This is a genomic window from Burkholderia sp. Bp9016, from assembly GCF_003857765.1.
GTDB lineage: Bacteria > Pseudomonadota > Gammaproteobacteria > Burkholderiales > Burkholderiaceae > Burkholderia.
The window spans coordinates 194,537-206,539 of the sequence record NZ_QTPY01000005.1 but is presented as its reverse complement, the minus strand read 5'-3'; the positions used below and the strand labels follow the sequence as shown (position 1 = coordinate 206,539).

Annotated in this window: 12 protein-coding genes; 5 read left to right on the top strand and 7 right to left on the bottom strand. The window is 66.8% G+C overall.

Going from position 1 to position 12,003, the window contains the following annotated elements; translation table 11 throughout:
* Positions 1-13 precede the first annotated feature (13 nt).
* The gene (locus tag DIE13_RS08780) at positions 14-592 is read left to right on the top strand and encodes a hypothetical protein (protein ID WP_124826767.1); all 579 of its coding nucleotides are present in this window, start codon (positions 14-16) and stop codon (positions 590-592) included.
* A gap of 56 nt (positions 593-648) precedes the next feature.
* Here DIE13_RS08780 and DIE13_RS08775 read toward each other — a convergent pair whose 3' ends face one another.
* Entirely contained in the window at positions 649-1,338 is a 690-nt protein-coding gene (locus DIE13_RS08775) for a CoA pyrophosphatase (RefSeq protein WP_233410050.1), read from the bottom strand.
* A gap of 270 nt (positions 1,339-1,608) precedes the next feature.
* Here DIE13_RS08775 and DIE13_RS08770 point away from each other — a divergent pair, with 270 nt between their 5' ends.
* On the top strand, positions 1,609-2,223 hold the full coding sequence (locus tag DIE13_RS08770; RefSeq protein WP_233410049.1) for a GNAT family N-acetyltransferase: 615 nt from the start codon (positions 1,609-1,611) through the stop codon (positions 2,221-2,223).
* A 167-nt stretch (positions 2,224-2,390) separates the two neighbouring features.
* Here the strand turns inward: DIE13_RS08770 and DIE13_RS08765 are convergent, their stop codons facing one another.
* From DIE13_RS08765 to DIE13_RS08745, 5 genes are all read right to left on the bottom strand, one after another.
* Positions 2,391-3,242 carry a carbohydrate ABC transporter permease gene (locus DIE13_RS08765; RefSeq protein WP_098554357.1) on the bottom strand — a complete coding sequence of 284 codons (852 nt, stop codon included), beginning with the start codon at positions 3,240-3,242 and terminating at the stop codon, positions 2,391-2,393.
* A 21-nt stretch (positions 3,243-3,263) separates the two neighbouring features.
* Positions 3,264-4,220, bottom strand: a complete 957-nt coding sequence (locus DIE13_RS08760; RefSeq protein ID WP_124826766.1) for a carbohydrate ABC transporter permease — start codon at positions 4,218-4,220, stop codon at positions 3,264-3,266.
* Between the two features lie 54 nt (positions 4,221-4,274).
* The gene (locus DIE13_RS08755) at positions 4,275-5,534 is read right to left on the bottom strand and encodes an ABC transporter substrate-binding protein (protein WP_124826765.1); all 1,260 of its coding nucleotides are present in this window, start codon (positions 5,532-5,534) and stop codon (positions 4,275-4,277) included.
* A 63-nt stretch (positions 5,535-5,597) separates the two neighbouring features.
* Complete coding sequence (locus DIE13_RS08750; protein ID WP_124826764.1) at positions 5,598-7,595, bottom strand: beta-galactosidase; 1,998 nt, start codon at positions 7,593-7,595, stop codon at positions 5,598-5,600.
* Between the two features lie 9 nt (positions 7,596-7,604).
* Positions 7,605-8,753, bottom strand: coding sequence for an ABC transporter ATP-binding protein (locus DIE13_RS08745; RefSeq protein ID WP_124826763.1), 1,149 nt, complete (start codon positions 8,751-8,753; stop codon positions 7,605-7,607).
* A gap of 189 nt (positions 8,754-8,942) precedes the next feature.
* Between DIE13_RS08745 and DIE13_RS08740 the strand changes: the two genes are divergently transcribed.
* Positions 8,943-9,977: a LacI family DNA-binding transcriptional regulator gene (locus DIE13_RS08740; protein WP_124826762.1), complete on the top strand. Its 1,035-nt coding sequence runs from the start codon at positions 8,943-8,945 to the stop codon at positions 9,975-9,977.
* 147 nt (positions 9,978-10,124) lie between these two features.
* Here the strand turns inward: DIE13_RS08740 and DIE13_RS08735 are convergent, their stop codons facing one another.
* Positions 10,125-10,766: a GntR family transcriptional regulator gene (locus DIE13_RS08735; protein ID WP_124826761.1), complete on the bottom strand. Its 642-nt coding sequence runs from the start codon at positions 10,764-10,766 to the stop codon at positions 10,125-10,127.
* Positions 10,767-10,860: 94 nt separating this feature from the next.
* Between DIE13_RS08735 and DIE13_RS08730 the strand changes: the two genes are divergently transcribed.
* On the top strand, positions 10,861-11,337 hold the full coding sequence (locus DIE13_RS08730) for an OsmC family protein (RefSeq protein WP_124826760.1): 477 nt from the start codon (positions 10,861-10,863) through the stop codon (positions 11,335-11,337).
* Positions 11,338-11,357: 20 nt separating this feature from the next.
* Positions 11,358-12,002 (top strand): glutathione S-transferase family protein, encoded by a 645-nt coding sequence (locus tag DIE13_RS08725; RefSeq protein WP_260435045.1) that lies wholly within the window; start codon positions 11,358-11,360, stop codon positions 12,000-12,002.
* Position 12,003: the final 1 nt, after the last annotated feature.

The following is a 12,003-nucleotide window of genomic DNA, read 5'->3' as shown; positions in this document are numbered from 1 at the left end:
AAGGGGAAAGGAATTGGATCTCGCGGACTTCAATCGCATCTGGGCGCCGGTCTACGGACATCCCGCATGGTTGGTCAGGAAGGGGCACGGGAGCTTTCTGACGCTGGAATTTGGAACGCCCGAGCTTCAGACGAGAGAACCGGACGTCTCTTCACTCGCGTCGTCCGAACGCGTCCGAGCGCTCGCGGCGCGCAGATTGGTGACGGTGACCGGTAGCTGGCATCTGTGGATCTATTGCTGCCACTGGTCGATCACGCTGAATGGCGAAGAACTCGCCTGGAGCGAATCACCGGACGATGCGATTACGCTCGCAACGCGCGGAATCGACGGGCAGAAGTTGCTGTCGGTCGAGCGGGGCGCGAACCCGCAATCCTGGGTGTTCGGTTTCGACCTGGGCGGCGAACTGAAAACCCGGCCATATGGTGACGATCCGTCGGTCGAGCAGTGGTTTCTCTACGAACGGGATTCGGGCAACGTCCTTGCCGCGCGAGCGGATGGCCTGATTTCATATGGTCCGGGCACCCTTCGCCTGGAAGATGCGACATGGCATTCGCTTTCGACGACGGGCGGAACCGGAAGCGACTCACGCTGAATTCGACCGTAAAGGGTCGTGCCCGGTGGCCGCCGACCACATCTGACGAATCGACCTCAAGCCCGACGCGAACCCGCACCGTGCGCGGCTGCCAGTACCAGTTCCGCGAGGGAATTCAGAATGACGGCAGTCACTCCCCAGATATCGTATTGCTGATCTGCCCAATACCAGGCGCCGGTGCGCTCGCCGTCCGCGTACTGCCGCGGCAAGTCGGGATTCGACAGCGTGGCGAGCGGAAATTCGAAGATCTCTTCAACCTCGGCCGGTGCCGCCGCCCATGCGGCCGTAGCGGAAACGAGGCCGATCACCGGGACGATGGCGTGATTGCGCTTTCTTGTCTTGTGAATAGGCAAACATCCGACCAGCCGCACAGCGCCCGGCTCAAGGCAGATCTCTTCGAAGGCCTCGCGGAGTGCGGTACACCCCACGTCGTGATCCGACGCCATCGGGCGGCCGCCGGGGAAGCTCACGTGCGAAGCGTATTCGCTCAGGTTCGACGAGCGCTTGGTGAGCAGAATCGTCGGCGCGGGCCGTATCACGACGGGGACCAGCACGGCCGAAAGTTTCCACAAGCCGCCACTGTCGTCGAGCGATTCCTGCATCGCAGGCCAGCTCGTCGAACCCGGAATCCCGAAGCGCGCCACGCCTTGCACGATGGACTCGACGAGAACGTGCGTTGCGCCGGTGTCCGGCAGCGACGCGGGGCGTTCGTCACGGGTATTCAGGGCGCCTTTCCCGGTTTCCACGTCGTTCTCCTGTAGGGATACAGCGGAACCACCTTGATGCGGGGTTCCGGTTCAGCGAATGGGGCGATGCTCGCTCGTCCACGATACCGTATTTGCGATATGTCCCCGGTCTTCGATGTCGACCGCGCCGGCTGCGCGATTCTCACGCGTCATTTCCAGGCACTCCGTTCAGGGCCCGAAAAGCAAAAACCCGCCTTTCGGGCGGGTTGTGATCGCATACCGTCAACTCGATAGCTATCCCGCCGGAATGCTCGCGGCGCGAACAATCGAGTGGATGATCGACGGGTTCATGTCGAAAAGCTTGATTCGACCGGCGAGGCTGGACAAGCCCCGTCCGTGCAGCGCAGGATAGCGGGTCGAAAGCGGGCCTTCCCCGCGGAGAACCCAACGATGACCTCGCCAAGCGTGCGCCGGGCTACGATAGACGACGTGCCCGTCCTGGTACGAATCCGCAACGACGCGCATGCGAAGAAAGTCGCGCACGGCGATGATGCGTGGGGCAAGGAAGGTGACGGATTCTCCGACACTTGGGTACGAAACCATGTCATGCGGGCCGCGGTGTATGTCGTGGACCTGGACGGCACGTCGGTCGGAACGTTTTCGCTGGCCTTCGACGGCGACAAGCACTGGGGCCTGCAGGAACCGATCGCCGGTTACGTGCACGGGCTGTGCGTGCGGAGCGGTTTCAACGGGCGCGGGCTCGGCCGCTTCATGCTCGACTGGTGCGCGCGCGAAGTGCGCAGCCTGAACCGGCGTTGGGTTCGACTCGATTGCGCCGCCGACAACGCGATGCTGTGCGCTTATTACGCGTCGCTCGGCTTTATCCGCGTCGGAATGAAATCCGACGGCCGCGTGTGGTCGCTGTACGAGAAAGCGGTCGACTGAGCATCGATCGGAACGTCGACATGCTGCTCGCAGATTCCGTGGTCGAACCGTGGGCACGTCGCGCCAGTCATGCATCGCTGTCCCAGCGCGCGCCGTAAAAAAAGCCCGCCGAAGCGGGCCAACCTCTCGATGAAGAGGGGTGATGCGAATTTGCGACCTGCGCCGGCTCAACCCTTCGTCGCTCCGAACGTCAGCCCCGCGACGAAGTGTTTCTGCATCGCGAAGAACATCGCGACCGACGGCAGCGCGGCGAGAATCGATCCGGCCGACACGAGGTTCCACGACGTCGTCCATTGCCCCTTCAGCGCGGCGACGCCCACGGTGATCGGTGCGGCATCATCGCCTTGCGTCAGGCACAGCGCCCAGAAGTAATCGTTCCACACGAACGTGAACACGAGAATCGCGAGCGCGGCCAACGCAGGGCGGATCAACGGCAGCACGATTCGCCAGAACACCGTCCATTCGCCCGCGCCTTCGATCCGCGCCGCCTCGATCAGCTCGAACGGCAGTTGCTTGATGAAATTGCGCAGAAACAGCGTACAGAACCCCGTCTGAAACGCGACATGAAACAGGATCAGCGCCTCGACGGTGTTGAACACGCCAAGCCTGAGCGACAAGTCCCGCACCGGAATCATCAGCACCTGCACCGGCACGAAGTTCCCCGCGACGAACGTGCCGAACAACGCGGTATTCCCGCGAAACCGGTAAGTGGCGAGCGCGAACCCGGCCATCGCCGCCAGCGCGATCGAACCCAGCACCGACGGCACCGTGATCTGCACGCTGTTCCAGAAGTAATGCAGCATCGGCGACGTGGTCAGCGCGTCGCGATAGTTCTCGATCATCGAGAAGTGCCGCGGCCAGCCCCAGTAGTGACCTTCGACGAGCTCCTCGGTCGAGCGCACCGACGTGACGAACACGGCGATCATCGGCAGCAGCCAGATCACGAGCGCGACGGGCAGCGACAGCTTGTACAGCCGGCGCGAGACCGGCTTCCAGTGGGCAACGGGTGTCGGAAACATGATGAGCGAATCCCCGGGTGGTCACTGTTCGTTGCGCAGCATGCGGCGCAACTGGAACACGATGTAGACGAGCATGATCGCGAACAGCACGACGGCGATCGCCGCGGAATAGCCGAGCCGGTAGTACTTGATCGCCTGGTCGTACATGTAATACGCGAGCACGGTCGAACTTTCGAACGGGCCGCCGCCCGTCATCACCGAGATCAGGTCGAAGCTGCGCAGTGCGCCGATCACGGTGACGACGATCGCCATGAACGTGGTCGGCCGCAACTGCGGCAGCACGACGTGCCACAGCAGCGCGAAGCCGCGCGCGCCTTCCATCCGTGCCGCTTCGATCTGCTCGGGGTTCACCGACGTGAGGCCGGTCAGGTACAGGATCATGCAGTACGCGGTCTGCGGCCACAGTGCGGCGAACACGATGCCGAACGTCGCATAGCGCGCGTCGCCGAGCACCGGAATGCCGTGCCCGGCGATGAGCGCGAGCAAGCCGAAGGTCGGGTCGTAGAACCACGAGAAGATCAGCCCGACGACCACGCCGGACAGCACGAACGGCGCGAAGAACAGCGACTTCACGAGCCGGATGCCGGCAACGGCCTGGTTCAGGTACAGCGCGAGCGCGAGGCCGAGCGGCGGCGCGAGCATGAACAGCACGAGCCAGATCACGTTGTTGCGCAACGCGGTGTAGAACGTCGGCGCGTGCAGCAGCTCGACGTAGTTCGCGAGGCCGACGAACGTGCGCTCGGTCATCCCGTCCCAGTTGCAGAGGCTCAGCCACAGCGTCGACAGGATCGGCCAGATCACATAGACGGCAACCATCGCGCACGCGGGCGCGAGAAAGAGCCACGCGGCGCGCCGTTGCCGCCGCACGGCCGGCGACGGGCGGCGCGCGGGCCGCGCGGCGGGTGATCCGCGGCCCGGCGGCGCGGCGGCCGGTGCTGCTGGCGTTTCGGCGGGTCTGGACGCGATCGGACTGGACACGGCAAGCCTCCTGGGCGAACGCGGCGGCGCACGGCCGCCGCGTGAGTCACGCGATTACTTCTTGTAGATCCGCTTGCGGGTCTGTTCGAGTTGCGCGAGCACCGAATCGAGCTGCGCGGGATTCGCGACGAACTGCTGCATCCCCTTCATCCCTTCGTCGGCCATTTCCTTCGTCATGTCGCGGTCGTAGAACTGCGCGACGCCGCCCCGGGTGTCGGCGAGGATCCGGAAGCCGATTCGCGAGATCGGATCGTCCGGCTCCGGCGACTTGCTGTTGGCCGACAGCGAGCCGAGCCCTTCGGCAAGCTTCGCGCCCATCTCGGGCGTTTCGACGAACGCGAGGAACGTATGCGCGTCGGCCTTGTTTTTCGCCTTGGTCGGGATGTGCAGCGATTCGACCGGACCGTCTTCGGCGGTCGGCACCTTCGGGTCGATGATCGGGAAGCGGTAGTAGCCCATTTCCTGCTTCACGTTCGGCGGAAAGCCCGCCGCGATGAAGGTGCCCATCAGCATCATCGCGGCCTTGCCCTGGAACAGGAACGGCTGCGCACCGTCGAGATCGTAGGACAGCGCGTTGTCGATGAAGTAGCCCGCGTCGATCAGCGATTTCCACGTCGTGTAGACCTTCTTCACGCGCGGGTCGGTGTACGGCACGTCGCCGGCCATCAGTTGCTGGTGGAACGCGTTGCCGTTCAGCCGCAGGTCGAGATAATCGAACCAGCCGGCGAGCGTCCACGCATCGCGGCCGCCGACCGCGATCGGCGTGATGCCGGCCGCCTTCAGCTTCCTGCACGCATCGAGAAACTGGTCCCATGTTTTCGGCTCGTCGGCGATGCCGACCTTGCGGAACAGGTCCTTGCGGTAGAACAGCCCCCACGAGTAATAGACGGTCGGCGCCGCGTACTGCTTGCCGTTGTACGACGATGCGTCGCGCGTCGACGCGTACATTGCGCCCCAGCCGTTTTTCGCCCAGTCGCCGCTCAGGTCCTCGAACAGCCCGCGCTTCGCGTAGTACGCCATTCGCTCGCCCGCGTGCCAGTTCACCACGTCGGGCGCGACAGTCGTGAGCCACGCGGGGAGCTGCACCTTGTACGCTTCCTCGTCGACGAAGGTGGGCTTCACGTCGATGTCGGGATGGGCCTTGTGGAACGCCTCGAGCGTCGACTGCCAGACCGCGCGCTGGCTGGCGCCCTTGAACGCGATGTTGATCGTCAGCGTGCCCGCGTTGGCCGGTGCGGCCGCGCCGAACGATGCGGCCGCGATGGCGGCGGCCGTCGCAAGCCGGGCGGCGACGCGAAGGGGGCGATGTGTCATGTGTGTCTCCAGTCCTGTGTGTCGTTGTGCGTGACCGGCGCGTCGCGGCGCCGGGGGCGGTTGCTACGAACGGCTTCGATACGCGGCGACGCCTTGCGGCTCGACCTGCGCGGTGCCGACCACGAACGCGGACGGGGGCACCGCGTCAATCGTGTGCGGCGTGTTGCGGTAGTTGAATACGTAGGTGAGGCCGCCGCGCCGGCTGATGCGCAGTCCGTCGCCGAGCGGTGCGGGCGCGAGGCCGGCTTCGGCCGCGACGTCGGCGAACAGTCGCACGGTGGTCGCGTCGTCGAACAGCGCGGCCCAGTAGTGCAATGCGCCGTGCGATACGCAGGCCGGATGACCGTCGGCGAAGCGCGCGCGTACGATGCCGCGGGCGTCGTCGTCGCCATGCAGCTCGACGAGATCGCGCCAGTGACGCGCGTCGCCGGTGAGCGGCGAGCCGTCGCGCAACGTGCCGTCGATCCGCTCGGTCACGTTCGGCCGCAGCGACTCGACACGCCACACGCGCATCGGCATGATCGACGCGAGCGGGCCGGGCGGCAGCGTCGGCGGAATCCGCAGGTCGGCGGTCTTCGAGCCGGTGCGCGGGCCGAACACCGCATGCGCCCCGGATGCGGCGAGCCGTGCCGCGAAGTCGTCCGGCACGATCGGCAGCGGCGGCACCACGACGAGCCGGTAGCCGTCGAGCGGCGCGTGCGGGGAAACGATGTCGACGTCGAGGCCGAGCGAGCGCAGCGCCGAGTAGTACTCGAACGCGAAGCGCGGATAGTGGAAATCGGCGCCTTGCGGCTGCACTTCGAACAGCCACTTCGCGTCGTAGTCGAACACCAGCGCGACGGGGGCGCGCACCAGGCCGTTCGCATCGGTATCCGTGCCGGCGTCGAGCACCGCCGCGATTTCGCGCGCGACGCGCTGCGCTTCGCGGCCGCCTTCGTCGAGTTGATCGTCCGGCGTGTGCAGGCCCGCATGCATCTGTTCCTGCGCGAACGGCGCCTGCCGCCAGCGGAAGTACGACACGCAGCCGGCGCCGTGCGCGAATGCTTCCCAGCTCCACAGCCGCACCATGCCCGGCAGCGGCGCGGGGTTCCACTGCGCCCAGTTCACGGGCCCCGGCTGCTGCTCCATCACCCAGAACGGCAGCTTCGACATCCCGCGATAGAGATCGTGATTGAACGACGCGAAATCGGGATGACCGGTGCGCAGCCAGCGTGCCTTCACGTCGGGCGCGAACCATTGCTCCTCGAGCGCGCCGAGCGGGTAGCTGTCCCACGTCGCGATGTCGAGGTCGCGCGCCACGTCGTAGTGGTCGAATTCGGTGAAGAGCTGCATGAAGTTGTGCGCGACGGGGCGGCCCGGCGAATGCGCGCGGATCACGTCGACCTGCATCCGGTGATAGCGAGCGACTTCGTCGGAGGCGAAGCGCCGGTAGTCGAGGCGATGCGACGGATGCGCTTCGGTCACGGTGCCGACCGGTGCGTCGATTTCGTCGAAATGGCGGTACTCCATGCTCCAGAACACGGTGCCCCATGCGCGGTTCAGTGCGTCGATCGTGTCGTAGCGCGCCTTCAGCCATTCGCGAAAGCGCATGAGCGCGGCGGGCGAATAGCTGACGACCGTCTGGTGGCAGCCGAGCTCGTTGTCGGTTTGCCAGTAGCGCACGGCCGGGTGGCGGCCATAGCGTTCGGCGACTGCCGTGCAGATCCGGCGCGATGCTTCGAGATAGGTCGGCGACGAGAAGTCGTAGTGGCGGCGCGAGCCGAACTTGCGCGGCCGGCCGTCCGCGCCGACCGCGAGGATGTCGGGGTGACGGTCGACGAGCCACTTCGGCGGCGTCGCGGTCGGCGTGCACATGACGATGTCGAGACCGGCCGCGCCGAGCACGTCGACCGCGCGATCGAGCCAGCCCCAGTCGTATTCTCCCGGCGACGGCTCGATGCGGCTCCACGCGAATTCGGCGATCCGCACCTGCGCGATGCCGAGTGCCTTCATCCGGCGGGCGTCGTCCGCCCACATCGATTCCGGCCAGTGTTCCGGGTAGTAGCAGACTCCGAGGCGCATGCCGGATCCTTATGCGTAGTGGTGGACGTGGACGTCGGCGCGCGCGGGCACCGCGCGGCCGTCTTCGGTGAAGAGGTGGCAGGCCGCAGCCGGCGCATGCGCGTGTACGCGCTCGCCGCGACGCAGCGGCGCGTCGCCGGGCACTTTCGCGATCAGCGGCGTGCCGCCGGGCTGGTCGAGGTGCACGTAGGTCTGCTCGCCGAGGCGTTCGACCAGCACGACGTCGCGTGCGAGCGCCGTCGCGTCGTGCGCGGCGCCGAGCGTCAGGTGTTCGGGGCGGATGCCGAGTGTGACGGTTGCGCCGGGCGCGAGCGCCGAACCGTCGCGCGGCAGCGTGAAGGTTTCGCCGGACGGCACGACGGTGACGATCGTGTGCTGCGCGTCGCAAGCGGCGACGACGGTCGGCAGGAAGTTCATTCGCGGCGAGCCGATGAAGCCGGCCACGAAGCGGCTCGCCGGATGGTGGTAGAGGTCGAGCGGCGCGCCGACCTGCGCGATGCTGCCGTGCTGCGCGGTGTCGGCGCCTGTATGCAGCAGCACGATCTTGTCGGCGAGCGTCATCGCTTCGGTCTGGTCGTGCGTCACGTACACGACGCTCGCCCGTTCGAACTGACGGTGCAGTTTCGCGATCTCGACGCGGGTCTGGCCGCGCAGCGCCGCGTCGAGGTTCGACAGCGGCTCGTCGAACAGAAACACGCCGGGCTCGCGCACGATCGCGCGGCCGATCGCCACGCGCTGCCGCTGGCCGCCGGACAGCGCCTTCGGCTTGCGCTCGAGCAGCGTGTCGAGCTGCAGGATCCGCGCGGCGTCGCGCACCTTCCGGTCGATCTCGGCCCTCGGCACGCGGGCGAGCTTCAGCCCGAACGCCATGTTCTCGTAGACCGTCATGTGCGGAAACAGCGCATAGCTCTGGAACACCATCGCGACGCCGCGCTCGGCGGCCGGCACGTCGTCGACGCGGCGGCCGTCGATCGACAACTCGCCGTCGCTCAGATCCTCGAGGCCCGCGATCATCCGCAACAGGGTCGACTTGCCGCAGCCGGACGGGCCGAGGAACACGCAGAACTCGTGCGCGCCGATCTCCAGATCGACGTCGCGAATGACCGGCGCGTGCTCGCCATAGGCTTTCTGCACGCGTCGCATCGAGATGCTCGCCATTGTCTCCGCTCCATGTTCTAATGCGCTTTCGTAATGCTTAAGCGCTTAATCATCGCGATCAAAAAAAGAGCCGGTCCCGATCGCGGCCGAGTCGCGCCCGTCGGACGGGCGGCTGGGTGTGCGGCGATAGTGCGCCGCTTCGGTGAGCGAAGCAAATACTGGATCGGCATCTCATATAGTGAGCAGACAATGGCAACACTGGATGAAGTCGCGCGCCGCGCCGGCGTGACAGCCGCGACGGTCTCGAACGTGCTGCGCAACCGCGGGCGGGTGGGCGACGCAACGCGCGCGCGGGTGCTGGAAGCGGTGGAGGCGCTCGGGTATCGGCCGCATCTGGCCGCGCGGGCGCTCGCGGAAGGGCGCGCGCCGACGGTTGCGCTGATGGTGTCGAGCATCGCGAACCCGTTCTATCCGGAGTTCGCGCTCGCGGTCGAGCGTGCGGTGCGCCGCAACGGGCAGTTCCTGATCGTCTGCAATACGAATGAAGATCCGTTGCAGGGGCGGGCGTATCTCGACCAGATCGCCGGGACGATTTCCGAAGGCATTCTCGTGACCAACGCGAACCTGCATCTGCCGGATCTGGTCGCCGTTGCACGGCGCGGTGTGCCGGTCGTGCTGTGTCTGTGGGAGCGGCCCGATGCGCCGCCCGAGGGGCTGCCTTGCGTGGCCGTGGATTTCCGCGAGGCGGGGCGGATCGCGACGCGGCATCTGCTCGAACTCGGGCACCGGACGATCGGCGTGATCGTCGGCGGCTCGGCGAGCGGCGTGCAGGCGGCGCGCTACGACGGCTTCGTCGACGTGATGCGCGAAGCGGGGCTCGACGCGTCGATCGTCGCGGCCGAGCCCGATTCGATCGACGGCGGCGTGCGTGCGGCGGGCCGCCTGCTCGATGCGCATCCGGGGCTGACCGCGCTGGTCGCGACCAACGACCTGCCGGCGATCGGCGCACTGCACGCGGCGGCCGATCGCGCCAGGCGCGTGCCCGACGACCTGTCGATCGTCGGCATTACCGACATTCATCTGGCAAGCGACACGCGTCCGACGTTGACGACCGTCGCGATCCCGACCGCCGAGGCGGCGGGGCTCGCGGTCGAACTGCTCAATGCGTTGCGCGAGGCGGGCGGGCAGGTCGACGAGGTGTCGCGGGTGCGGACGGCGTCGTTGCCGAGGTTGGTGGTGCGGGGGACGACGGGCGCGGCGCCGGGGCCGCGCACGACGGCCTAGACGTCGCGGGCGGCCGCGCCGCGCGACACCGGACGTGGCGTGGTTTGCCGGCGTGGGGCGCAACCGGCGAAGCGGCGAAGCGGCGAATGGCGCTGGTCACCGGCCACTGCACGGAACCGGAGTCCCGGGCCGGATTGGGTGCGGGCCTCATTCGCCTTCGACGAGCCGCATCACGATCCGTCGCGCCGATTCGAGATGCGCGACCGTCATCGCACGAGCACCGCGTGCATTGCGTTCGCGGCACGCTTGCAGGATGTCTTCGTGCTCGACCTGGAACGATGGCGTATCGGCGAGCAGCGTCGCCTGCAACCGCTCGTACCGCTCGACCTGGCTGCGTAGTTCCGCGATCGCCTTCAGCTGCCGCTCGTTGCCGCAGCACGAATACAGCAGCGCATGGAACTCGCGGTTCAGCTCGCCTTGCCGGCGCGGCACGCCCGATTCGCCGAGCAGCCGGTGCACGAGCTCGGCGCGCGCCAGCGTCTCGTCGTCGAGCCGCTTCACGCTGCGGAAGATCGCATCGCCTTCGAGCAGCGCGCGCATGTCGTAGATCTCCTGCACGTCGGACGCGCTCAGCATCCGGACGACCGCGCCGCGATTGCGGAAGATGTCCAGCAGCCCTTCGCGCTCAAGGCGCTGGATCGCCTCGCGCATCGGAATCCGGCTGATCCCGAAACGTTCGGCAAGATCGCGCTCGACGAGCCGCTCGCCTGCCTGCAGTTCGCCGTTGATGATCATTTCCCGCAGCGATGCGGCCACCGCGTCTGCCGTGGAATCGAGTCTGGCTTCCATGCCTCTGGGCTCCTGAATTTGGAATAATGGTATACCAAACGACATTCAGGTGCCACAATGGCGACCTCACGTTCCGATAGCAGAGGAGAGCGGGATGGCGCATGGCGAACACAAGTACGGCGTGACAGTGGAGTGGACCGGCAACCGGGGAACCGGCACGTCGGGGTATCGCGACTATGGCCGCGATCATGTGATCCGCGCGGGGTCGAAGCCGGACATTCCCGGCTCGTCGGATGCCGCGTTTCGCGGCGATGCGGCGCGCTGGAATCCGGAGGACCTGCTGCTGGCGTCGGCGTCGGCATGCCACAAGCTCTGGTATCTGCATCTATGCTCGGATGCGGGGATCCGCGTGCTCGCGTACGTCGACGAGGCCGAAGGCACGATGCTCGACAGCACCGGGCAAGGGCGTTTCACCGAAATCGTGCTGCACCCGCGCGTGACGATTCGCGCTGGCGACGATCGCGAACTGGCGGAGCGGCTGCATCACGCGGCGCATGCGAAGTGCTACGTGGCGAACTCCGTCAATTTCCCGATCCGGTGCGAGCCGGTGATCGAATTCGCTGCGGCGTGACGCACGCAAGGGGGACGACGTTGAAGCTCTTCTACTACCCGAGCAACGCAAGCATGGCGCCGCATTTCGTGCTGGAAGAAATCGGCAAGCCGTTCGAGCTGGTGTGGGTCGACCGCACGCGCGACCAGCACAAGTCGCCCGAATATCTCGCGCTCAATCCGAACGGGCTCATTCCGGTGCTGGTCGACGGCGATCTGGTGCTGTACGAGACGGCCGCGATCTGTCTGCATCTTGCCGACACGCATCCGGAGCAGCGGCTTGCGCCGGACCTCGGCACGCCGGAGCGTGCGCGCTTCTACACGTGGCTGACGTGGCTCACCAACACGCTTCAGGCGACGCTGATCGCGTATTTCTATCCGGAGCGGTGGGTCGATGCGGGCAACGCGTCGGGGGCCGCGCAGGTGAAGGCGCATGCGGAGGCGAAGGTGGCGACGCTGCTGGATCAGCTCGAGTCGCAGCTCGACGCAAGCGGCGGCCCCTGGCTGCTCGGCGCGCACTATACGGTGCTCGACCCGTATGCACTGATGCTGTGCCGCTGGACGCGCGGCTTCGCCGAGCCGGCGCGGCAGCGTCCGGGGCTCGGCGGCTATCTGCGGCAGGTGCTCGCGCGCCCGGCGATCCAGCGGGCGCTGAAGACGGAAGGGCTCGCGGCGCCCTGGGTGTAAG